Here is a 22,823-nt window from a genome sequence, read left to right as displayed (position 1 = left end):
AGCTTTGTAAGCAGTTATAAATCCTGCTAAAGCTTGTAATACCTTTTAAAACCGTGTGATGCCTGCAAAGCTCCATAAAGCCTTCTAAAACTTAAAAATGCCTGCCAAAGCTTTGCACATCTTATTTTCCAATCAGATGATACAGAAGGAATGCTAATAAAATAACTGAACCTGACTTGATGCAGACCTTGGACAAAAATAAAATGAAGGAGATTCCTCCTGGCAATACAGTAACACAAATAAAAGATTTCCGGGATTCATCGTCCCGGAAACCTTATTCTGTCCATTATTCACTTATCCTGCCTACTTTAATCCAACAGTCCCATAAGTCCATGAACCAGTACCTTTCCCATCCTGGCGTAGCGGCATATCGTGCGGGATGTTTTTTACTGGATGCAGGCAGCAATTTCTACCATAAATAGATAATCTCACTATGTTAATCTTTATCTTGCCATTCATCCTAGCCTTCCATCTCATAAATCTCCCGTATCCGTACCTTCAGCCCGGAGTACCGCTTCTGTTCCACGCAGTTACCCGCCATGGTGTAAAAGGCGTCCGGCTGGCCCACCAGGCATACGCAGGCACGGGCACGGGTCACGGCCGTGTATATGAGGTTGCGGGTCATGAGCATCCTGGGGCCGTTATACATGGGTATGATGACGGCCGGATACTCGCTTCCCTGGGATTTGTGGATGGTGATGGCATAGGCCAGTTCCAGCTCCTCCAGCTGCTTGAAGCTGTATTCTATCTTCTTGCCCTCGTCAAACTCCACGGTGAGAAGTTCCGCGTACTCGTTAATCTCACGGATGATTCCCACGTCCCCGTTAAAAATCCCGGCGCCGCGGTCCGTGGGGATGCCGTATTTGTTGCAGACCTCCCACTCCATCTGGTAGTTGTTCTTTATCTGCATCACCTTGTCGCCAACACGGTAAATGATTCCGCCTGCTTCCCTCTCCTTCTTGGATTTGTCCGGGGGATTCAGGTAGTTCTGGAGCACCTGGTTCAGCCGCTCCACCCCAAGGGCGCCCTTGCGCATGGGGGTCATGACCTGTATGTCAAATGGCTGGGCATGGACATAGCCTGGCAGCTTCTGCTGAATCAGCGTGATGGCCGCGCTTATGACAGCGTCCGGATTGTCCCGCCGGATGAACAGGAAGTCATTGCTGCGTTTTGCCAGGTCCACCCGTTCCCCTGCATTGATTTTGTGGGCATTGACCACAATGTCGCTTTGGGCTGCCTGACGGAAGATGTTGGTCAGTTTGACCACATTGAAGCAGCCGGAATCTATGATGTCCCGGAGCACATTGCCCGGACCCACGCTTGGAAGCTGGTCCACATCGCCTACCAGGATCAGACGGGTGCCCACATTGACGGCGCGCAGCAGGGAGTGCATCAGGCTTATATCCACCATGGACATCTCATCGATGATGATTACGTCCGCGTCCAGGGGATTTTCCTCATTCCGGTCAAAATGCATGCCGGAGGTGCCCATTCCTGATTTATCATTGTCCCCGCCCGGCGGGCCTGATGGCACCAGTTCCAGCATGCGGTGGATGGTCCTGGCCTCATAGCCCGTGGCCTCCGTCATGCGCTTGGCTGCCCGTCCGGTCGGCGCTGCAAGGAGTATTTCCATGCCCTCCATCTCAAAATACCGGATAATGGTGTTGATGGTGGTCGTCTTTCCGGTGCCGGGGCCGCCTGTGATGACTAAAAGCCCGCTGTTGACAGCTTCGTAGACAGCTTTCTCCTGGAGGCTGTCCAGGCAGATGGAATCCTGGGTCTGACGCTCCTTATCCTGGGTTAGCTGGGTCTGGTTTTCCTGGGTTCGGGCCTGACGGGCCTGGCTCTCCCGGGCCTGGATTTCCTGGACCTTCCTGAGGTTTTCTTTTATCTCCGCCTCAGGCGTGTCGCCTTTGATGTTCAGGTCGTGAAGCATCCTGGCGGCGTTCAGCTCCAGATAGTAATACTGGGAGGAGTAGATTACCGGGCCCTGTTCTGCCTGCTTTACGACCACCCTGCGGTCAATCTGCATGTCCATCAGGTGCTTTTCCATGGCTGATGGATCCACCTTCAGAAGTTCGGATGCCTGGGCAAACAGCTCTGTCTGGGGCAGGTATGTGTGGCCGTTTGAGGTGGCCTGGAGAAGGGTGTACAGGATCCCGGCCTTGATGCGGTAGTCAGAATCCGTGAAAATACCTACCCGTTCCGCTATCTCGTCAGCCATCTTGAATCCCACGCCGGGGATATCGTCGGCCAGGCGGTAAGGATTTTCCCGGATGATTCCGTAGAGGGTCGGCCCGTACTGCTGGTATATCTTGGCTGCCAGGTTCATGGTTATGCCATAGTTCTGAAGGAACATCATGGCCTGGCGCATGTCTTTCTTGTCCTCCACCTGCTCCGCAATGGCCATGGCCATCTTTTCACTGATGCCCTTGACCTCTGATAAGCGTTCCGGCTCTTCCTCCATCACCCGGAAGGTATCCGCCTTAAAGTGGCGCACGATCCTGGCAGCCAAAGCGGCCCCGATGCCTTTGATTGCACCGGAGCCCAAATACCGTTCCATGGACAGCTCGTCCTGGGGTGTTTTCATTTCGTAGCTCTCTATCTGGAGCTGTTCGCCGTACACGGGATGTTCCGTCATATGGCCGCTGGCTTCTATCATGTCGCCTTCTGCCGCATAGGCCAGGGTTCCCACCATGATGACTTCATCGCCGTCATTCTGGTCCGTGACGCTTAAGACCGTGTATCCGTTATCCTCGTTGCGGAATTTAATCCGCTCTATGAATCCTGTAATCGTTGCCATATTTTTAACCGAAAGAACCCGGAACGATATGCATGTCCGGGTTCTGATTCTTAATAGTCTTCTCTGCTGCTTCCGCCCATGGATGCTTCCATCATCATATTCATTCCGTGGGCAAATTCAATGAACTTACCTGTTCCGATTGCCACTGCCGTCAGGGGGTCTTCCGCAATCATGGTGGTGATGCCTGTCTTTTCCTCAATCAGGGCATCCAGACCGCTGAGCAGGGAACCGCCTCCTGTCATGACAATGCCTCTGTCAAAGATATCGGCTGCCAGTTCAGGCGGGGTGCGCTCCAGCACGTTGTGCACCGCGTCTACAATCTGTAAGGCCGGCTCGCGCAGGGCTTCCAGTGTCTCGTCCGAGGTAACCACGATGGTCTTGGGAAGGCCGGTTACCAGGTTGCGTCCCCTTACCTCCATGGTAAGGACTTCGGGCCTGCGGTATGCGGCACCGATGTTAATCTTGATTTCCTCAGCCGTGCGCTCACCGATGAGAAGGTTGTGCTTTTTCCTCATGTAGCGCACCAGGGCCTCGTCAAAGTCATCCCCGGCAATCTTGATGGATGTGCTCACAACCGGGCCACCCAGGGAAATGACCGCGATATCGGCTGTACCGCCTCCGATATCCACTATCATGTTGCCGCAGGCCTTGCCGATGTCAATCCCTGCGCCGATGGCAGCCGCTACCGGCTCCTCAATGATGGCAACCTCGCGGGCGCCTGCCTGGTAGGTTGCATCCTCCACTGCCTTTTTCTCAACCTCAGTGGCACCGCTGGGGATGCAGACACTGATTCTTGGCTTGCGCAGCGTCTTCTTGCCCACCGCCTTGCTGATGAAGTATTTTAACATTTTTTCTGTAATGGTATAATCGGAAATAACGCCCTGGCGCAGAGGACGCACGGCAACGATGTTGCCCGGGGTACGTCCAATCATAAGACGTGCTTCTTCGCCGATTGCCATGATCTTGTTGGTGTCACGGTCAATGGCCACTACGGACGGTTCCTTTAATACAACACCCTTGCCCTTAATATACACAAGGATGCTGGCTGTCCCTAAATCAATTCCAATATCATTGGACATCATCGAAAACATATAGATAATTCCTCCTCGCTATCCATACCGGCGCGCAGGCTTATGGAACCTGTTTTCCCGGAACGGCTGCTCAATTATTCCTAAAGTCTGGCTGCTTGTTCTGTTTTGCTTTTATAGCATTGCTTCTATTATATACAATATTGTAAAGTTTTCAAAGGGTTTTTTTCTTTTTTATTTTCTTTAGGTTTTTTTTATGTTGCGGACATATTTTTGTCACAATTATTGCTTATGATAATATCAAGTTCACCGAGAGGTGGACGAGGCCTTTGTTTCAAGTGATTACTTGAAATCACAAAGCTTTTTCATACTCATACCGGACGAAGAAATTCGTCCGGCCCCCCTAATAACATTTTCTTTTTTTATATACCTACCATTCCCACGCAGGCCCTGGGCCATGCGGAAAAAACAAAAAAGAACGCTGGCTGTGGAGACACAGGGAGGCGTTCTTTTTTGTTGTTCCCCATCATGATAGCCACAAGATAGCCACAAATAGGTAATATCCGCGTTCTTTTTGTCCACGGCCCATCCCCCCACCTCTTACATTTTCCGAAGATATAAATTAGTATTAAAAATGGAAAATTTAACCACTAAAGAGGAGGATTACAACATGACAGCTACACCGAAACTACAGCCTAACCATACGCTGGACCTGTTTGAGAAGTATCTGGTCGCGCGTAACAAATCGCCGAATACAATCTGTGTGTACCGCTATGCGGTGGAACAGTTCTACCATCTCTATCCACAGCTCACCCCACGCAACCTGCAGCTCTATAAGGTATATCTCCTGGAACATTATAAACCCCAGACCGTGAACCTTCGGATCCGGGCCCTCAATTGTTTCATGGAATACCGGCAGACATCCATCACGCCCATAACCATGATTAAAATACAGCAGAAGACGTATCTGGACAAAATCATCAGCCAGGCCGACTATGAATATCTGAAACGGAAGCTGGTTGAAAATGAGGAGTTCACCTACTATTTCATCGTGCGCCTGATTACCACGACCGGGGTGCGGGTCAGCGAGCTGATTACATTTCAAATCGAGGACATTGACAGGGGGCATAAGGATATTTATTCCAAGGGCAATAAGATGAGGCGTATCTATGTCCCTACCCAGCTGGGCATTGAATTTAAGCAGTGGTTCCAGCATATCGGCCGCCGGAGCGGGCACCTGTTCCTGAACCGGTTCGGCTCACCCCTTTCCCCATCCGGCATAAGGGCCCAGTTCAAGGTGTTCGCGGCCCGCTACCATCTGGACCCGGAGGTCATGTATCCCCACAGCTTCAGGCACAGGTTTGCCAAGAATTTCATTGAGAAATGCGGCGACATCACACTGCTTTCCGACCTTCTGGGGCATGAGAGCATCGAAACCACCAGGATATACCTGCGGCGCAGCAGCAGCGAACAGTACCGGATCATAAATAAGGTGGTTGACTGGTGATTGCAAAGGAGGGTGAATGACATGGATTCCATAGAAGGACAAATAATGAATAATACCTGTGATTTCCAGGCAAACTTAGAATATTTCCGTGATTTCCTCCAGAAACGCGGGTCGGCTGAAAATACCATTGATTCCTATCTGACATCGGTGCGCCATTACCACTCGCTGTACCAGGATGTGACGGTGGAGTATCTGCAGGCTTATAAGGTGTGGCTCATGGAGCATTATAAGCCGAATACGGTCAATACCCGGATTTACGGCATTAACCAGTATGTGATTGCGCTTCAGGAAGCAGCGGGAAAAGGACGGGAAAACGGCGGGGATGGGATGGACGGCGGCGAGTGTGGGTGTGACATACCGCCCTGCAGCATTTCCCTGCTTTCCCCGTATAAACTGCCCTCGGTAAAGCATCAGCAAAAGCCGTTCCTCAACAATATCATCTCCAAGCGTGATTATGAGCGCCTGAAACGCTGCCTGAAACGGGATGGCAACATGTTCTGGTATTTCGTGGTGCGGTTTTTGGGGGCCACGGGCGCCCGGGTCAGCGAGCTGGTGCAGATTAAGGCGGAGCACATACAGATTGGCTGCATGGACCTGTATTCCAAGGGAGGCAAGGTGCGGCGCATTTATTTCCCGGAAAAGCTCTGCGGGGAAATGCTGTCCTGGCTGGCCCTGCGCGGCATCCGGTCCGGGTTTGTGTTCACCAACCGGCAGGGGAACCAGATTACGCCGCGGGGTATCAGCAGCCAGCTTAAGGTCCTTGCCAGGCATTACCGCATCAGTCCTGATACGGTTTATCCCCACAGCTTCCGGCACCGTTTTGCCAAGAACTTCCTGTCCAAATTCAATGATATCTCACTTCTGGCCGACCTTATGGGGCATGAAAGCATTGAAACCACCCGCATCTACCTGACACGCTCTTCGGACGAGCAAAGGGTGCTGATTGATAAAATTGTCACCTGGTAGATTGCATTTTCCGGTAAAACCCAGTATGATTAGAGTCATAAAACAGAGCAGAGGATGAATTTATATGTATGAATATTCATGGTACCAGTGGCTTACTTTCTTCTTTATATATTGTTTCTTCGGGTGGATTTTTGAGTCTACTTATGTGTCCCTTAAAAAAAGACAGTTTGTAAACAGGGGATTCCTCCGACTGCCCCTGCTTCCGCTCTACGGCACAGGGGCGGTGATGATGCTGTGGGTATCGCTGCCGGTCAAGGATAACCTGTTCCTTGTATATGTTTCCGGCGTGATTGCCGCCACCATCCTGGAGTACGTGACGGGATGGGGTATGGAGAAGCTGTTTAAGATGAAATACTGGGATTACAGTAACCAGCGTTTTAATGTAAAAGGCTATATCTGCCTCAGTTCTTCCATTGCCTGGGGATTCCTTACCATCTTTCTTACGGAGGTAATCCACCGGCCCATTGAACGTTATGTCCTGGGACTTCCGCTGATGGTGAATCTGGTATGCGTGATTGTGGTGTCACTGCTGTTTGCAGCCGATACCGCTGAATCCGTCAAGGCCGCCCTGGACCTGGCCAAGGTTCTGGACGCCATGACCAACATGCGTGCGGAGCTGGACGACATACAGGTGCAGATGGCGCTTTTAAAGGCTGAGACAGCACAGAGGATGGAGGAGGCCAGGGAAGAAGCGTCACAGAAGCTTGGGCAGGTCAGGTCAGAAGCAGCTTCCCGCACATCCGCGTTGAAAGAGGATGCGGCGGAACGCCTGAATGTGATTGTGGAGAATACCATGGAACGCATGGGAGATTTGATGGAGGATACTGCTGAGCGCGTGGGCGTGCTGGTGGAGGGAACCGCTGATAAGGTGGCCCGGACAGCGGAACGGCTGGCTGAACTGACTGAGGATGCGGCCGCACGTGTCAGCGCCTCCCTTGGACAGAGGGGGATGGATGGACTGAAGGATGCGGATGGACTGAAGGATATGGATGGACTTAAGGATACAGATGGACTTAAGGATGTGGATGGACTTAAGGATACGGATGGGCAGGATACAGATATGCACAGACGCGCCACTGCCGTGGCACGCCACGAACGGATGGCGGCTCTATCCGGGCGGCTTACTGCCATTACGGAAAAACGGCGCAGCCTGTCCAGCCGCATGGGATATTACAGGCGCAGCATGCTGAAGGGCAACCCCACCGCATCTTCTTCCAGGTTTGCAGAGGCCCTGAAGGAACTGAGGGAGATTGCTGACAGGAAAAAGTAGACGGGTGTCCGGATAGGACAGATATATTTTAAACAGGATGGAACTGCATCGGTAAAATGGTGCGGTTCTGTTTCAGTTTAAAAAAGGAATGCCCTGCAGCCATCGCCGCCGGGCATCCCTCCTTATATCCATTATGATATTATCTTACATCATCTTATCCACCATGGCCATCACGGCTGCTCCCAGGCTTTCCGCCTTGGCGTCCGCGTCTTCCATGGAACTTCCCTTGATTCCATAATAGAACTTAATCTTAGGCTCCGTGCCGGACGGCCTTACGCAGATCCATGCGCCGTCGTTAAGGTCATAGTAGAGCACGTTGGAGGACGGAAGTCCGGTAGGCTTCACCTCCCCGGTAGCCATGTCCTTGATGGTATCCAGCTTGTAGTCCCTTGCGGAAACCACATTGTAGCTGCCCACCTGGGCCGGGGTGTTGTTGCGCAGGGTCTCCATGATGGACTGGATCTTGGCCAGTCCTTCGATTCCGGATAAGCCGATGGACTTGACCGCATCCTTATAGTAGCCGTATTTGTCATACATGGCAACCATGGCATCCCACAGCGTCATGCCTTTCTGCTTATAGTATGCTGCTGCCTCACAGAGGGCTGCTGTTGCGGAAATCGCATCCTTATCGCGGGCATAGGTGCCAATCAGACAGCCATAGCTCTCTTCCATTCCAAAGAGATAGGTTCCGTGTCCGGTCTTCTCATTCTTAAGCACCTGCTGTCCAATCCACTTAAAACCGGTGAGTACTTCAATCAGCTCACAGCCGTATTCCTTTGCAACCGCGTCAATCAGGTTGGTGGATACAATGGACTTAATGACCTGTCCATCGGCAGGAATCCTGCCAGCTGCCTGCTTCTGGCTGAGCACGTACTCGCACAGGAGGGAACCGGACATGTTGCCTGTCAGCGGGATGTAATCCCCTGAAGCGCTGTCCTTTACATATACGCCCAGACGGTCTGCATCCGGGTCGGTTGCCAGTACCAGGTCCGCATCCTTTTCCTTTGCCAGCTTGAGGCCAAGCTCAAATGCTTCTGCAGCCTCGGGGTTGGGATAGCTTACGGTTGGGAAATCGCCGTCCGGCAGTTCCTGCTCCGGAACCACATATACGTGGGTAAAGCCAATCTCTTCCATCACCCTTCTGGCCGGGATGTTGCCGGTTCCGTGAAGCGGCGTGTAAACGATTGTAATCTGGTCCTGCATCTCGTCAATGGCCTTCTGGTTCACAACCTGGGCCTTGACCTGGGCAATGTACCTGTCATCAATTTCCCTTCCAATCACTTCATACTTGCCTGCTGCCAGTGCAGATGCCTCATCCGTGGTCTTAACCGTGGACAGATCCTCGATTGCAAGTACTTCATCGGTAACGCCCTTATCATGGGGCGGGGTGAACTGGGCGCCGTCCTCCCAGTATACCTTGTAGCCGTTGTATTCCGGAGGGTTATGGCTTGCCGTGATATTGATTCCTGCGATGCATCCCAGCTCACGAACTGCAAAGGAAAGCTCCGGGGTGGGACGCAGGGACTCAAACTTGTATGCCTTGATTCCGTTGGCTGCCAGGGTCATGGCTGCTTCCATGGCAAATTCAGGTGACATATGGCGGGAGTCATACGCAATCGCAACGCCCTTATCTGCCCCGCCCTGTTTGATGATGTAATTGGCAAGGCCCTGTGTGGCGCGTCTTACTACATAAATATTCATGCGGTTAATGCCGGCACCGATTACACCGCGCAGTCCGGCCGTGCCGAACTCCAGGTCCATATAGAAACGCTCTTTAATCTCATTCTCATCGCCTTCTATGGCGCGAAGCTCAGCTTTTGTGGCCTCGTCAAAATAAGGGTTCGATAACCATTCCTGGTATATCTTCATGTAATCTTTCATTCTGTACTCCCTCCTGAATGTGATATTCTATGCATAATCTGCCTGCATATTCTGATTAAGATTATACTATACCCAACCAGAAAAAGGAAGTACAAGCCATCATTATTTTTCGCCACACAGCGAGCCACAGGCGTCTGTCCGGACACAGCAGTCCGCTCTTAAACGTAGCAGCCTGCGCTTAAACGCAGCAGCCCGCTCTTAAACGCAGCAGCCCACTTTTAAACGCGGCAGCCCGCTTCAAAACGCGGCAGCCCGCTTCAAAACGCGGCAGCCCGCTCCTAAGCACAGCAGCCCGCTCCTAAGCGCAGCAGCCTGTTTCTAAACGCAGCAGCCCGCTCCTAAGCAGCAATCCGCTCTTAAACGCCACAGTCCGCCCTCAGCCGCCTCAGGAAGCTATTCCGCAACTGCTGTTGTTCCTCCAGGCCGCGAAGCTTGTCGATATTGCGCTCCGGTATCCAGGCCTTGTTGGCATTAAAATAAAAGTTCAGCTGTTTCCAGTATTTTTCAGGATAAAGGAACAGGTAGTACAGGCAGGTCCGCTCCCGGCGGTCCATGGGAAGGACCCGCTCATAGGAGTCCAGCATGGACAGCCCCAGGTCCATATTCCAACCATGCTTTTCCATGACCTTACGCATGAAACGGTAAAGGTCCGAAACCTGGATGCCAAGATGCATCCGGTTATATTCAATAATGGCGGTATAGCCATTGCCCATCAGCACATGGTGCTGATCCAGGTCGCCGTGGCACAGGTAGACGGGCTTTCCGGCGCGGTCATCATCGCCGCCGGGACCGCGCTGCTGTCTTTTGGCGGCGATTTCCCGTATTTCCGCTGCTTCCAGGGCATCATATTCAAAGGCTGGATCATCTTCCTCCGACCACAGCCCTTTGATTCCCTGCACGGCTTCCTGGGCCTGCTCGTAAAACATATTGTAGTTTCCAATGACACACAGCTCAAAATCGGACTTTTTGCGCTTTCCCCGGATATAGTTGCGGGTACGCTGCATTTCCTTGTTATGGCGCTCTAATTCTTCTTCCAATGGCGCACAAAGATTGGAGCCCATGCTCCATTCCTCTTTAAACTCAACTGCCCTTAACTGACTGTGAAGCATGGCCAGACGGGACAATGCCTGGCGGATTTCAAAGCCGTCCTTGATATTGCATTCCCGGTCCATGAACCAGTCCTTAAATATGTAGCGGGTCCCATCCCCGGTCACGGTCAGAAGACTGCCTTCCCGGTTCCTGATGTACTGGTCCGCCCGCAGGCTTCCTCTCGTATCCAGTATCCTTAAGACCTCGTCCTCGAATTCCAGACGCTTGACCGTTCCACGGTATTCCTTTAAAAGCCTGCATCCGTTCCTGGTCTCACAGATCCATGAACCACGGCCCTTCCTGACTGATAAAATATCCATATCATATTGCTCTAAGGCTTCCACGTACTTCTCGTTCATCTACAACCCCTCCACACTCTGATCCCATCACATTTAGTCGAAACGGGAAGCTGCCGTTTCAGCTACTTCTAGGGTATGTGTAAAATGGGGGGATTATGACAGGTGGACGGAAAGAAAACGGCTGCCGGCATGTTCATCACCCATGCCGGCAGCCATTCATAATATTATAGAAACTACTTATTCTTCCAATGCAGCTGATGCAGCTGCCCCATAAGCTCCATCTCCTCAAACCCATGCTGCCTAAGCGCCTCATACAGCACAATAGAAACAGAATTGGACAGGTTCAGGGAACGGATATCGCCCCACATGGGGATACGGACGCAGTGGTCCTCGTTCTCTACCAGGATTTCCTCGGGAATCCCAGCGCTTTCCTTACCAAACATCAGGTAGCAGTCTGTTTCGTATTTCATATCGGAGTAAACCTTGTGGGCCTTGGTGGTAGCAAAGTACATGCGCCCCAGGGCATCCGGGGTGCGCTCCAGGAAATCCTGGTAATCACTGTACACGGTCACGTCCAGCTTGTCCCAGTAATCCAGGCCAGCCCGCTTAAGCGCCTTCTCATTCAGCTTGAAACCCAGAGGCTCAATCAGATGGAGCCTGGTCTGGGTAGCCACGCAGGTGCGGCCGATGTTGCCTGTGTTGGACGGCATTTCCGGCTCCAGTAATACTACGTTCATCATAATACAGTCACGCCTTTCCGTCCAGCCTGTTAATAAAGCGCTCAATCCGGCTTAAGGCTTCCTTCAGGTTCTTTAATGAGTAAGCATAGGAAATCCTTACAAATCCCTCACCGCAGTCCCCGAACGCGGTTCCCGGCACAACTGCCACCTTTTCCTCCTGCAGCAGCCTGGTTGCAAACTCCTCTGAAGTCATGCCAAACCGTTTGATGTTGGGAAAGGTATAGAATGCGCCCTTTGGCTCAAAGCACTCGATTCCCATCTCAGCAAATGCATGAAGAAGGAAACGGCGGCGCTGGTTATAGGATTCGCGCATCATGGCCACATCTGGGTCCCCATTCTTAAGGGCAGAGATGGCTGCGTACTGACTGGTGGTGGGGGCGCACATGATGGCGTACTGGTGAATCTTGAGCATCTGCTCCAGTATGGCCGCCGGGGCAGCTGCATAGCCCAGACGCCAGCCAGTCATGGCGTATGCCTTGGAAAATCCGTTAATCAGGACGGTCCGCTCCTTCATGCCCGGGAATGACGCAATGGTCACATGCGGCTCATCCCCATATGTAAGCTCGGAGTATATCTCATCGGATACAACAAACAAATCCTTTTCCAGCACGATTTCAACAATCTTCTCCAGGTCTTCCCGTTCCATGATTGCGCCTGTGGGGTTGTTGGGAAAGGGAAGCACAAGGATCTTGGTCTTGTCCGTTATCTTCTCCAGCAGCTTCTCCGGGGTCAGCCTGAACTGGTCTTTTTCTTCCAGCTGGATTGCCACGGGTACGCCGTCCGCCAGGGTGACACAGGGCATGTAGGACACGTAGCTGGGCTGGGGAACCAGGACCTCATCCCCGTCATTGAGCATGGCCCGCATGGCAAGGTCAATGGCCTCGCTGCCACCCACCGACACCAGGACTTCCCGGTCCGGGTCATAGGTCACGCCACATCTGCGCTTTAAGTATTCGCAGATTTCCACCTTCAGTGGCTTCAAGCCTGCATTGGAGGTATAGAAGGTCCGCCCTTTTTCCAGGGAATAAATGCCTTCCTCCCGGATATGCCAGGGGGTTTCAAAATCCGGCTCGCCCACGCCAAGGGAGATTGCATCCTTCATCTCGCTTACAATATCAAAAAATTTGCGGATGCCTGAGGGCGGTATGTTTACAATTTTTTCTGATAAGGGGTTTCTCATGGGGTAATCAACATCCTTTCATCCTGTACCGGCTCACTTATGATGGTGCCGTGGTCTTTGTACTTTTTCAGTACGAAATGGGTTGCAGTGCTGAGGACAGACTCCATCGGCGCCAGTCTGTCAGATACGAACTGTGCCACCTGGCGCATGGTCTTTCCTTCAATGAATACAGTGAAATCATAGGCGCCGCTCATGAGGTAAACCGCCTCCACCTCGCTGTACTGGTATATGCGCTCTGCAATCTTGTCAAATCCCATGCCTCTCTGAGGGGTCACCTTTACCTCGATGAGGGCAACCACCTTCTCATCGCTGGTATTGTCCCAGTTAATCAGGGTATGGTATCCGCAGATGATGTGTTCCTTCTCCATCTGCGCTATCTCATTGGCAACCGCTACTTCACTTTCCCCCAGCAGGACCGCCAGGTCTTTAATATCAATCCTGCTGTTCTTCTCAATGACTGCAAGAATCTTCTCTCTCATGTTCAACATCCTCCATCCTGATTATTATATTGTAGTGACAATTTTAAGCAGTTCATCCGGCTTTGGCCGTTCCAGATAGCCAGCTGTCTCTTCTCCGTGACGTATCTGCCTTGCAATGCCCTCTGTCACACATCCGATGACTGCCGCCGGAATCCCTTGCGCGCTTAATCTTCTGACCAGCTGTCCTCCCCGGTCAGCCGCCATGACAACACAGTTGCCGCACAGCAGCCTGTAAGGATTCAGCTCATATAATTCACAAATCTCCACCGTTATCTGCCGGATAGGAAACAACCTCAGATCCACATCAATCCCGGCATTAAAAATCCCGGATAAATTCCAAAGGGCAGCTAACACGCCGCCCTCTCCTGCATATTCGTAGGACGACACAGGGCAGCTGCCCTGTGCAGTCTCACATTCCATCCATTGTTTTACGGAAATGTCTTCCGTCTGGTCCAGACACCTTAAGAACATAGGGGAAAAATGTGCCTCAAGTTCTTCCCTCTTATATTGGCCAATCCTGCGTGTACCCTCAAAACCAGTGAAGCCAGCCATCACCAGATCCTGGCCTGGTATCATGAAGCCATCCCGCTTCTCAAACCCTTCCGGGCCCTGGCCTGCAGTCCTCATCCCGCTGCCTCCGGTATGGGCGTTACCACCGGGGCTGCCGGGGCCGGATCAGCTGGCGCCGCCGGTGCTGGCGCTGAATCCGCCGGGGCTGCCGGAGCCGGATCCGCTGGGGCTGCCGGAGCCGGACTCTCCGGGGCCGGCTGTGTGACTCCAGGTCCGCCGTCAACGCCGGTTGCTGGCGCTGTCTCCGCCGGGGCCGTCTCCACAGGCGCTGTCATATTGGGATCCGGGGGTACAACAGCCGGAAGGGCTGGCCCTACCCGGTAGATTGCCTTGGACGCATTATAGGTATCCTTGTTGAGAAGGGTCCTTTCCTGCTCCACGCCGTCCACGGTCACCACTTTCCAAAGCCTGGACTTAAGTCCTGTATGGGAAGACTGTACCTTGACCTGGGCGCCTGGAGCCAGGGAATTGTCCACAATCAGCTGGGGTTCTCCCGGGCTGGTGCTTCCAATTGTCTCCGAAACAAACTCCACCTTGCGGTTAGCCGGCCTGGTTTCCTTACCATAAATGGTAAATGTCAGTTTTTTGCCTTCGGTATACCCCTCCACATAAATGGGGGTGCCGTAATTGTTCTTAATCTTAAGATCCTTGTATGTGCCTGCAATGGCAGCATCCCTGGACGGTTTGACATAGGTTACTATCATGGAGTGGTTCTGTCTCTGGACAATCTCCACTTCTGCTTCCAGTGATGCATTATACAGTGTGGTGGAAATCTGGCACACACCTCCGCCAATGCTGTCAACTACCTGGCCATTCTCATAAGCCGCCGCTGTGCGGTAGCCGTTGGCGGTTGTAAATGGCTGCAGGCATTCATAACCGGAAAGTACATCCCCGGGCATGAGCAGATGGCCGTTAATCTTGGCCGCGCCTACTGCCAGGTTGGTGGAGCGCGATGCGCCGCTGCTGCTGAAATCGGTTGTATAGGTACCCAGCACATCCTGAATGGTTGCCAGGTCCTCGCTTGTAATGGCAGGCTGCTGTTCCGTTACCTGGGCCGTTACCTTAACTGGTTCTTCTAATCCGCCTTCCAAGGCTTCGTTGAGCGCTGCTTCTGTTGCTGCCGCGTCAACCACCTTGCCTGCCACGGAGTCCGTGATGACAAACTGGCCGTTCTCCCTTGTAATGGACGCATCCTGGGGCTGTGCCGTCACAGCCTGGCACTGGGTGTCCACAAAGGCCTTTACCTTATCGGAATCCACCGCCGTATCCAGTTCCAGGTCCACGGGCGCCGCCGCCAGGTCCTTCTGGACCATATACTGTTTAATCAGGCTGCCTCCCGCATACTGGCTGGCCGCCTCGTCTACTGCCTGTTCATTGCTCCAGTGAAAGCCCAGTTCCCTTGCCGTGGTTTCCACATCCTGTCCGTCCACGCTCAGAATCACCTTCTGACCCGCCAATCCGTCCACATACTGTTCCACCGCTGCCTTTGCCTCTTCGGCCGTCATCCCCGCCAGACTCTGGCTGCCTGCGCTGATACCCTCAGGCAGTACGGGAGCGGCCCAGGCCATCACTGGAAATGCCGCAAGCAGCCCCATACTGATGACTGCCGCCAATCCGGCATTTCCTATTGCTTTTCTCATAATTTCTCCTCTTCCCGGTTTTAATTCAATGCTGCGGATCCAGGATCCCAGCACCAGTACTACTTAGTACATCAAAGCACTGAGCGCCATGGGCACAATCATTGCCAGCACTAAAACCACTACAATGACAGTGGAAATGATTTTCTTAAATTTAGGATCACTCATATTCATCATGTACATTCACCTCTTTATAATAATATGCCTCAGAATCTCTTACTTAGTCTGCTGCAGACCACTCTTTTTAAGAGATTTGTCTTGGTATTCTTCCATACTGGGAGATAATGGTGTCAATCATCCGCGATGCCTGACTGCGGCTCATGTCTTCTATCTGCACAGTTATGTCTATTCTATGACATTTTAATAAATCCTGCAAGTATTCTTTTTGCCTTTTTGTAGCCGCCTGGTCCCTTTTTGCTTTATAAATCAATGGTTTGGGGTCAAACATGGATGGCTGGTCCTGGCCGTGGCGTGACATCAGCTCCTGATAGAGCAGATGGGCGGCCTCCGCATCCGCCTGGGCCCGGTGGGCCGTGGACTGTGGAACATGGAAATAGGAACAGGCACAGGACAGGTTCTTCCTGGTCTCTCCTGTCATAAATGCACGGCACAGTGTCAGGGTGTCTATGCCTTCACGTTCAAACTCCAGACGCCGGTTGACCGCCGCATGTTTTAAAAAGCTGTAATCAAACCGGATATTATGGCCAAGAAGGGGAAGGTCACCGCAGAACTTCACCACATCTTCTATGAGTTCCTCAATGGGAGGCGCGTCCGCCAGCATCCCGTCCGTGATTCCTGTGAGCTGGGTAATATATGCTCCAAGGCTCCGGCCTGGATTTACAAATGTGACGTATCTTTGGGAAATGACGCCATCCACTACTTTTAAGGCGGCTATCTCCGTTATTTTCTCCTGCTTTGGCTCCAGTCCCGTTGTTTCCAGGTCCAGGGCTATGTATGAATTTGTCATTGTTTTACATTTTCTCCTATTCTTCGCGGCCCGGGCAATCTTCCCTTAGAAAGCACTGGCCGCACCCCGGCCTGCGGGCAATACAGATGGTCCTTCCCAGGGTTATGATATGGATGTTCCAGAGAATCCAGTGGCCCTTCGGCAGCACCTTCATCAAATCATATTCGATTTTCTCCGGGTCCTCTGCCTTGGTAAGTCCCAGCTTCCTGGAAATCCGTTTCACGTGGGTGTCTACCACGATACTTGGCTCATTGTAAATATTGCCCCGGATTACGTTGGCAGTCTTGCGTCCAACGCCGGCCAGGGAGGTCAGATCTTCTATTGTATCCGGCACCTGGCCCCCGAACTTCTCCACCAGGTCTTTGCAGCAGGCAATGATGTTCTTTGCCTTCATATGATAAAAGCCAGTGGAATGGATGTCTTTCTCCAGCTCCTTAAGGTCGGCGGCCGCGAATTTCTCCAGGGTGTCGTACTTTTTAAACAGGTCCGCGGTCACGATATTAACCCTGGCATCCGTGCACTGGGCGCTCATGATGACGGCAATCAGTAATTGCCATGGGGTTTCGTGGTTCAGGTAGCACCGGTATTCAGTTCCGTACTCCTTGTCCAGCGCGTTGAGGATGCGTTCAATCCGGGCGGCCTGCTCCTTTTTTGTCTCACGTTTTTTGGACGGTTTTCCAGATGAGGGCTTGGAGGCGGATGGGCAGGCGGGGGATGGCGGGATTGTTGTCGGGGATTTTGTTGTCGGGACTTTTGTTGTTGGGGCTTTTGCTGCCGGGGCTTTTTTTGTTGGGGCTTTCATTGCTGATTCCTTTACCGTTTGGGCTTTTACTGCTGTTTTTTTCATTATTTACTTCCTTTATCCATTATCAGTCTTATCTATCACACATGCCCTGGCATTATAGGTCAGAGAATCCCGGTTCCTGTAATCAAACAGGACAAGGGTTCCATCAGCCATGGCTTCCACATGGGCCATTTTACTCATCTGCCTGGAATCATAACCTTTGTAGTCTGTAAGATACCGCGGGGCCTTTTCTTCTTTTATGAAGAAATCCTTTATTTGGGCTTTGAACGCTGACTGGTCACGGGCAAATCCAGGACGGCTTTTGACATTTTCCCGAAGGTAAAGGTCAGTCATAAGAAGGTCACGGTATGTTTCCAGCTCACGTTGGGGCGTATCATCCAGATGGACCGGTTCCGCCAGCTTGGCCTGCTGTTTCGGACAGTGTGGTCTGGACATATCATCTGCATACACGGCCGCATTACCTGCATGCCCTATTACATCATGGGTCTGCCCACCAAACAAAATGAGGCGCTCCTTTATAATATCAAACAGGATTTCATACCTGGCAATCCGGTTGTGGCTGATTCCCGCCAGTCCGCGGTTCCTGTAATACTCTCCCATGAAGTAAAACATATCGTATGGGGATGTGAACTCCTTCTCAAAGACTTTCAGCGTGCAGGTAAACTGCCTGCTGTTGTAGTAGACCTCCACCATATCCTCCACTTCCTTTAATTCGAGAATGCCGTCATAGGACAGCCATCTGGTGGAGAGGACTTCATAGGGAGGAATGGATGAGTAGGTAAGTCCGTAAGCCGAAGCCATCTCTTCCATATAAGAACCCTTCAGCACCTTCAGGAACCCCAGCTGAAGCTGTTCCGGCTCCATGGCATACACGTCGTTAAAGGAACGCCGGAAGCTGTCCATGCCTTCATAGGGCAGTCCTGCAATTAAATCCAGATGCTGGTGTACATTCCTGCCCTGGTTAATCCTGGCGGTAATTCGCTGTATTTCCTGCAGGTCGGTTTTGCGCCGTATGGCCTCCAATGTCTGTGTATTGGTGGTCTGAACGCCGATTTCCAGCTGCACCAGACCGGGGCGCATCTTTGCGAGAAGTTCCATCTCCTCTTCACCCAGCAGGTCGGCCGCTATCTCAAAATGGAAGTTGGTGATACCGTTGTCATGCTCCTGTATGAATTTCCAGATGGCCATGGCATGGCTCTTTTTGCAATTAAACGTCCTGTCCACAAATTTCACCTGCGGGACCCTGGCATCCAGGAAATAGCAAAGTTCCTCCTTAACCAGTTCCAAATCCCGGAACCGCACCTGTTTGTCTATGGATGAAAGACAGTAACTACAGGAAAATGGACAGCCTCTGCTGCTTTCATAATAGATAATCCTGTGCTCCAAATCCTCCAATGCCACGGTATGATAGGAAAATGGAATCCTGCTCAGGTCCATCACCGGACGGATTCCTGTATCTGTGATTGTACCATCAGGATTGCGGTAAGTCAGACCGGGGATTTCTGACAAGTCAGGGCGGGGAGTAGAGCGTGTTTGAAAATTGCTTTCCGTCAGCTGTGCGTCACACTTTGTGGGAGATTTGGTCCCGATGAGGGAGGCGTAGCGGGCTACGTTGACCGAATTGGGACCAAATATGCCGCAAAGTGGGGCGTGCAGATGGCGGGAATGAATTTTCAAACACGCTCTAGCGGCACCTGGAATATTGCAGCAGGTAAGGCCACTGGCGTCTGACATACCGCAAGCAGAAGGGCCGCTAGCGCCTGACATATCGCAAACAGAAGGGCCGTCGGCGTCTGACTGGCCACATGTATCCTCTTTCCCGTCCTGGCCTGCTCCTCCACAATATCCTTCATTTTCCCTCAGGTTATCCACATAATACTGGGCCAGCTGTGCAAATGTCTCCTCACCTTCACCCTTCATGATTCCTGTGACAGAAGGATTTTCCCTCAAAACCTTCTCAGAGTCAAAGGATACCTCGGGTCCGCCGAACCAGATGGGAATGCCGGGCAGTACCTTTTTAAGGTCGGCTGCCAGGGCGCGGATGGCTCCGATATTCCAGATATAACAGGAAAACCCGATTACATCGGGTCTTCTCCTGTAGATGTCCTGCAGACAGGCATCCATCTGATGGTTGATGGTATATTCTGCAAGTTCGATTGTGGCCTGCCGCGGCCGGAGGCTGTCCAGCTGCTGCCCAGCATATGCCTTCAGGCTGTAAATACCAAGGTTGGAATGGATATACTTGGCGTTGACAGCCACCAGTAATATTTTCATGGGATTTATACCTCTATTTCAATCTTCCTGCCCGTGGGCTGGTACTGGTAATAACGCACACCAGCTGCGTTCAGCATGCGTTTGGACGCCCTGACGGCAGGAGTCTCTGCATACTTGTCCTCCCCATAGATAATGGTCTTGATTCCGGCCTGGATAATGGCTTTGGCACACTCGTTGCATGGGAACAGGGTTACATACAGCTTGCTTCCCTCCAGGCTTCCTCCCCTGTAGTTAAGGATAGCATTTAACTCGCTGTGTGTGGAGTAGAAATATTTGGAATTATAGGGGTCTTCCTCCTGTTTTTCCTTGCCCCATGGAAATTCGTCATCTGAGCATCCCTTTGGGAACCCATTGTAGCCCATGGACAGGATCTTGTTGTCCTGGCTCACGATACACGCACCTACCTGGGTGCTGGGATCCTTGGACCGTCTGCCTGACAGCAGGGCAACCCCCATAAAATATTCATCCCATGTTATATAATCCGCACGCTTTCCAGTCACTGCTGCATTCCTCCTTCTTAAGTCTTCAATTAATGGAATATTTCTTGGAGCGTATTATATCACATAATCCGGCATTTTCCTATTGTTTTCGGACTTTATGCAGGGTATCCCAAAGATGGGTATCCGTCCCTGGGGCCTTCTCCTCCATGGGCCGGGTGATTTCTTAATTGAAAAGCAAAAAATGGTTTCCAGCCCACAACCGCAGGCTGGAAACCATTTTTACATCACAACATTCACCTTCATGTAATCCCCGGGATTCTTCTCGATATCAATGATTGTCTCAGGCGCTTCTTCTATGGAAATGACCTTGGTGAGTATCTTCCGGGCATCCACCTTTCCTGAATAGATCAGGTCAATGGCCTCCTCAAACTCATTGGCACTGGTGCGGGCGCCGCGGATGTCCACCTCTTTCTTGGTAATCACATCCGTGGGAAGGGGCGTCTCCTTCTTTGGCCAGCCTGTTAGGGTAATACGCCCTGCGTTGGACACAAGGTCCAGGGTAGAGCGCACGGCCGGGTTTGCTCCGGAACATTCCATCACCAGTTCAGCCATCCGTCCATTGGTATACTCTGAAACCCTGGCCGCTGTATCCTCCCTGCCGGAGTTGATGGTATACTGTACCCCCAGCTTCCTTGCCTCCTCCAGCCGTTCATCCACCAGGTCTATCATGATGGGATGGGCGCCGTACGAAATGGCTGCCATGGCCGCCAGGATGCCGATGGGACCTGCTCCTATGATTGCCACATGCTCCCCTGCCTTTAAACCTCCCCTGTGGATTCCGTGGAGTGCAATGGTAAGGGGTTCGGCAATGGGTGCCAGCTCCCAAGGCATATCCTTTGGCAGCTTCCACAGCATATCTGCCGGATGGACAAAATATTCAGCCATCCCGCCCTCTACATGGACGCCCAGCACTTTTAAGTCCGTACAGCAATTGGTGCGGCCGATGGAACAGGGATAACAGGAGCCGCAGTAGAGATAGGGGTCGACAATTACATGGTCTCCTGCTTTCAGGCCCTTTTTATTATTCTCCGGTATGGACAGGATTTCCCCTGCCACCTCATGACCGATGATACGCGGATATGTAACCAGTCCGTTGGTACCGCGGAACGCGCCAATGTCGCTTCCGCAGATTCCTGCCGACCTGACCTTGATCAGGGCTTCATTTTCTCCTGCTTCCGGTCTGTCAACCTCAACGCACCTGACCTTCCACGGCTCGTCATATTTGATTGCATACATAATCTTTCCTACCTCTCTTCTTTCATAGCTTTGTGCATGGATATCTACATGGCCAGTACTTCATTCCATTTCTCCTCCACCACAGGAATCCCGTTTTCACGGTTCTCCCGGATGGCATTTAACTCAGGCTCGCCTGGGTACAGGACCTGGCCGCCTTCCTTTTCGGGAACAGAGGATTTAACATCGTTGACAATGTCCGTCACTATCCGGTCCGTCAGTTCCGGTGTGTTGGCCTTCGACGGGTCAATTGCAATCATGACCTGGGTAAGGCCGACCTCGTCCCCAAAGGTTCCTATGGTATGTACGGAGTTCCCATTGGAAAGCACGGTTGCAATCAGGTCCAGGGCAATGGAAATGCCGCTTCCCTTCCAGTATCCCATGGGCAGCACGCGCCAGGTTTTCTCAATCTCCGCAGGGTCCGTGGTCAGATTGCCCTTGGTGTCATATCCGCCTGGTACTGGCAGTTTAATGCCCTTCAGCTTGCAGTCCTCCATCTTGCCATAGGAGAACTGGGATACGGCGCAGTCAATTACAACATGCTCCCCATTACTTCTTGGGATTGCCATGATAAACGGGTTGTTTCCAATCTTCTTGTCAATACCGCCCCATGCAGGCATGTTGGGCTGTGTGTTGGACCAGCAGATTCCGATGCATCCCTGGTCGGCTGCCTGCCATCCATAGCTTCCGCCACGCATCCAGTGGTTGTTGTTGCCCAGCGCCACAACGCCGATGCCATACTGTTTGGCCAGTTCCACGGCGCGGTCCATGGCCTTCTTGGCATTCAGGGGGCCGAATCCCCTGTGTCCGTCCCAACGCTCAAACGCGCCCATGGCCATCTCACAGTCAGCCGTAACCTGCGGGTCAATCTCCCCTTTTTTCAGGTAATCAATTACCCTGGGAAAACGGTTCAGACCATGGGAATATACGCCCGCCAGGGAATTCTGGGCAAATATCCCTGCAGCATCCTCTGCATTTTTTTCCGTAAATCCGTATTTTACCAGAACACGTTTAAATTCGTTTACCATATCCTCATATTTTACTCTCATCTTCTTCTCCTCTCATCCTCCCCTTTTCAGGGGCTGCGCTGCGGTTCACCGGCCCGGCATCTGACGGTGTACCAGAACCGAAGCCAGTATCACTCCTGCCGCAATACCGATGGCCGCCTCTGCCGTATTGGACAGATAGATGCGGAACTGCTGCATTTCCTTTAACACGGCATAACTCATGGTGTAGTACAGGCCGCCTCCCGGTACCAGGGGTATCAGGCACGGGAGCAGGAACACCACCACCGGGGCCTTTCGCTTCCTAGCCATTGCTTCCGAATACAGGGTTGCAAATACCGAGGCCGCCATGTTGCTTATGAAAATGCTTTCCCATCTGCAAAATATCACGCTGTATAAAAACCAGCCAATGCCGCCTCCGGCCGCCACCACAGGAAGGCGCTCATTCCTTACCTTGTAGACAATGCCAAAGGCCAGGGAGCCAAGGGCAGCGGTAAGGGTCTGGAAGCCTAATTCCTGGAAGCTTAAATCCTGAAAGCATGATTGCTGAAGCCAGGAGCCGGCTGCCGCTATTCCTGAAACCATCATTTC

At 52.1% G+C, this 22,823-nt stretch carries 20 protein-coding genes; 3 read left to right on the top strand and 17 right to left on the bottom strand.

Annotated features, from left to right (window positions below; translation table 11 throughout):
• Window positions 1–460 precede the first annotated feature (460 nt).
• The 3 genes from recD2 to MCJ35_RS29180 all read right to left on the bottom strand — a co-directional run bounded on the left by recD2 (window position 461) and on the right by MCJ35_RS29180 (window position 4,413).
• Window positions 461–2,803: an SF1B family DNA helicase RecD2 gene (recD2, locus tag MCJ35_RS29190; protein WP_025483972.1), complete on the bottom strand. Its 2,343-nt coding sequence runs from the start codon at window positions 2,801–2,803 to the stop codon at window positions 461–463.
• A gap of 50 nt (window positions 2,804–2,853) precedes the next feature.
• Complete coding sequence (gene mreB / locus MCJ35_RS29185; protein WP_008726208.1) at window positions 2,854–3,894, bottom strand: rod shape-determining protein; 1,041 nt, start codon at window positions 3,892–3,894, stop codon at window positions 2,854–2,856.
• 279 nt (window positions 3,895–4,173) lie between these two features.
• On the bottom strand, window positions 4,174–4,413 hold the full coding sequence (locus MCJ35_RS29180) for a hypothetical protein (RefSeq protein ID WP_150825023.1): 240 nt from the start codon (window positions 4,411–4,413) through the stop codon (window positions 4,174–4,176).
• 88 nt (window positions 4,414–4,501) lie between these two features.
• Between MCJ35_RS29180 and MCJ35_RS29175 the strand changes: the two genes are divergently transcribed.
• The 3 genes from MCJ35_RS29175 to MCJ35_RS29165 all read left to right on the top strand — a co-directional run bounded on the left by MCJ35_RS29175 (window position 4,502) and on the right by MCJ35_RS29165 (window position 7,574).
• Entirely contained in the window at window positions 4,502–5,338 is an 837-nt protein-coding gene (locus MCJ35_RS29175) for a tyrosine-type recombinase/integrase (protein ID WP_008726205.1), read from the top strand.
• Window positions 5,339–5,383: 45 nt separating this feature from the next.
• Window positions 5,384–6,304, top strand: coding sequence for a tyrosine-type recombinase/integrase (locus MCJ35_RS29170; RefSeq protein WP_025483973.1), 921 nt, complete (start codon window positions 5,384–5,386; stop codon window positions 6,302–6,304).
• A gap of 64 nt (window positions 6,305–6,368) precedes the next feature.
• The gene (locus MCJ35_RS29165; protein WP_025483974.1) at window positions 6,369–7,574 is read left to right on the top strand and encodes a putative ABC transporter permease; all 1,206 of its coding nucleotides are present in this window, start codon (window positions 6,369–6,371) and stop codon (window positions 7,572–7,574) included.
• Between the two features lie 144 nt (window positions 7,575–7,718).
• Here the strand turns inward: MCJ35_RS29165 and MCJ35_RS29160 are convergent, their stop codons facing one another.
• The 14 genes from MCJ35_RS29160 to MCJ35_RS29095 form a co-directional block, all read right to left on the bottom strand.
• A complete protein-coding gene (locus tag MCJ35_RS29160; protein WP_025483975.1) occupies window positions 7,719–9,455 on the bottom strand; it encodes a phospho-sugar mutase in 1,737 nt (578 codons plus the stop codon).
• 356 nt (window positions 9,456–9,811) lie between these two features.
• Window positions 9,812–10,903, bottom strand: a complete 1,092-nt coding sequence (locus tag MCJ35_RS29155) for a spore coat protein CotS (protein ID WP_025483976.1) — start codon at window positions 10,901–10,903, stop codon at window positions 9,812–9,814.
• 173 nt (window positions 10,904–11,076) lie between these two features.
• Window positions 11,077–11,583, bottom strand: coding sequence for a tRNA (cytidine(34)-2'-O)-methyltransferase (locus MCJ35_RS29150; RefSeq protein ID WP_025483977.1), 507 nt, complete (start codon window positions 11,581–11,583; stop codon window positions 11,077–11,079).
• Window positions 11,584–11,590: 7 nt separating this feature from the next.
• A complete protein-coding gene (locus tag MCJ35_RS29145; protein WP_008726189.1) occupies window positions 11,591–12,763 on the bottom strand; it encodes an aminotransferase class I/II-fold pyridoxal phosphate-dependent enzyme in 1,173 nt (390 codons plus the stop codon).
• On the bottom strand, window positions 12,760–13,242 hold the full coding sequence (locus MCJ35_RS29140; protein ID WP_008726188.1) for an Lrp/AsnC family transcriptional regulator: 483 nt from the start codon (window positions 13,240–13,242) through the stop codon (window positions 12,760–12,762). Before MCJ35_RS29140 ends, MCJ35_RS29145 begins: the two co-directional genes overlap by 4 nt.
• Before the next feature lie 24 nt (window positions 13,243–13,266).
• Window positions 13,267–13,869, bottom strand: a complete 603-nt coding sequence (locus MCJ35_RS29135; RefSeq protein ID WP_025483978.1) for an AIR synthase family protein — start codon at window positions 13,867–13,869, stop codon at window positions 13,267–13,269.
• Window positions 13,866–15,452, bottom strand: coding sequence for a VanW family protein (locus MCJ35_RS29130; RefSeq protein WP_227794411.1), 1,587 nt, complete (start codon window positions 15,450–15,452; stop codon window positions 13,866–13,868). The genes MCJ35_RS29135 and MCJ35_RS29130 overlap by 4 nt, the downstream gene beginning before the upstream one ends.
• A gap of 241 nt (window positions 15,453–15,693) precedes the next feature.
• On the bottom strand, window positions 15,694–16,416 hold the full coding sequence (locus MCJ35_RS29125; protein WP_008726182.1) for a 3'-5' exonuclease: 723 nt from the start codon (window positions 16,414–16,416) through the stop codon (window positions 15,694–15,696).
• Between the two features lie 16 nt (window positions 16,417–16,432).
• Entirely contained in the window at window positions 16,433–17,140 is a 708-nt protein-coding gene (nth, locus tag MCJ35_RS29120) for an endonuclease III (protein WP_034576876.1), read from the bottom strand.
• Between the two features lie 135 nt (window positions 17,141–17,275).
• Window positions 17,276–19,495: a B12-binding domain-containing radical SAM protein gene (locus MCJ35_RS29115; RefSeq protein WP_025483986.1), complete on the bottom strand. Its 2,220-nt coding sequence runs from the start codon at window positions 19,493–19,495 to the stop codon at window positions 17,276–17,278.
• 5 nt (window positions 19,496–19,500) lie between these two features.
• A complete protein-coding gene (locus tag MCJ35_RS29110) occupies window positions 19,501–19,995 on the bottom strand; it encodes a deoxycytidylate deaminase (protein ID WP_008726177.1) in 495 nt (164 codons plus the stop codon).
• Window positions 19,996–20,214: 219 nt separating this feature from the next.
• A complete protein-coding gene (locus MCJ35_RS29105; RefSeq protein ID WP_025483988.1) occupies window positions 20,215–21,231 on the bottom strand; it encodes a zinc-binding alcohol dehydrogenase family protein in 1,017 nt (338 codons plus the stop codon).
• Between the two features lie 44 nt (window positions 21,232–21,275).
• The gene (gene yiaK / locus MCJ35_RS29100) at window positions 21,276–22,277 is read right to left on the bottom strand and encodes a 3-dehydro-L-gulonate 2-dehydrogenase (protein ID WP_025483989.1); all 1,002 of its coding nucleotides are present in this window, start codon (window positions 22,275–22,277) and stop codon (window positions 21,276–21,278) included.
• Between the two features lie 45 nt (window positions 22,278–22,322).
• Window positions 22,323–22,820, bottom strand: a complete 498-nt coding sequence (locus tag MCJ35_RS29095; protein WP_025483990.1) for a threonine/serine exporter family protein — start codon at window positions 22,818–22,820, stop codon at window positions 22,323–22,325.
• Window positions 22,821–22,823 lie beyond the last annotated feature (3 nt).

Source organism: Enterocloster sp. OA13 (genome assembly GCF_022440595.1).
In the GTDB taxonomy this organism is placed as follows: domain Bacteria; phylum Bacillota; class Clostridia; order Lachnospirales; family Lachnospiraceae; genus Enterocloster; species Enterocloster hominis.
Note: the sequence above shows the minus strand (reverse complement) of the source record. Positions and strands in the feature narration are given on the sequence as shown.

Bases quoted from the DNA above. Each gene is read 5' to 3' on its own strand.
- recD2 (WP_025483972.1), bottom strand. From the start codon at position 2,803: ATGGCAACGATTACAGGATTCATAGAGCGGATTAAATTCCGCAACGAG.
- mreB (WP_008726208.1), bottom strand. From the start codon at position 3,894: ATGTTTTCGATGATGTCCAATGATATTGGAATTGATTTAGGGACAGCC.
- MCJ35_RS29175 (WP_008726205.1), top strand. From the start codon at position 4,502: ATGACAGCTACACCGAAACTACAGCCTAACCATACGCTGGACCTGTTT.
- MCJ35_RS29170 (WP_025483973.1), top strand. From the start codon at position 5,384: ATGAATAATACCTGTGATTTCCAGGCAAACTTAGAATATTTCCGTGAT.
- MCJ35_RS29165 (WP_025483974.1), top strand. From the start codon at position 6,369: ATGTATGAATATTCATGGTACCAGTGGCTTACTTTCTTCTTTATATAT.
- MCJ35_RS29160 (WP_025483975.1), bottom strand. From the start codon at position 9,455: ATGAAAGATTACATGAAGATATACCAGGAATGGTTATCGAACCCTTAT.
- MCJ35_RS29155 (WP_025483976.1), bottom strand. From the start codon at position 10,903: ATGAACGAGAAGTACGTGGAAGCCTTAGAGCAATATGATATGGATATT.
- MCJ35_RS29150 (WP_025483977.1), bottom strand. From the start codon at position 11,583: ATGATGAACGTAGTATTACTGGAGCCGGAAATGCCGTCCAACACAGGC.
- MCJ35_RS29145 (WP_008726189.1), bottom strand. From the start codon at position 12,763: ATGAGAAACCCCTTATCAGAAAAAATTGTAAACATACCGCCCTCAGGC.
- MCJ35_RS29140 (WP_008726188.1), bottom strand. From the start codon at position 13,242: ATGAGAGAGAAGATTCTTGCAGTCATTGAGAAGAACAGCAGGATTGAT.
- MCJ35_RS29135 (WP_025483978.1), bottom strand. From the start codon at position 13,869: ATGAGGACTGCAGGCCAGGGCCCGGAAGGGTTTGAGAAGCGGGATGGC.
- MCJ35_RS29130 (WP_227794411.1), bottom strand. From the start codon at position 15,452: ATGAGAAAAGCAATAGGAAATGCCGGATTGGCGGCAGTCATCAGTATG.
- MCJ35_RS29125 (WP_008726182.1), bottom strand. From the start codon at position 16,416: ATGACAAATTCATACATAGCCCTGGACCTGGAAACAACGGGACTGGAG.
- MCJ35_RS29115 (WP_025483986.1), bottom strand. From the start codon at position 19,495: ATGAAAATATTACTGGTGGCTGTCAACGCCAAGTATATCCATTCCAAC.
- MCJ35_RS29105 (WP_025483988.1), bottom strand. From the start codon at position 21,231: ATGTATGCAATCAAATATGACGAGCCGTGGAAGGTCAGGTGCGTTGAG.
- yiaK (WP_025483989.1), bottom strand. From the start codon at position 22,277: ATGAGAGTAAAATATGAGGATATGGTAAACGAATTTAAACGTGTTCTG.
- MCJ35_RS29095 (WP_025483990.1), bottom strand. From the start codon at position 22,820: ATGATGGTTTCAGGAATAGCGGCAGCCGGCTCCTGGCTTCAGCAATCA.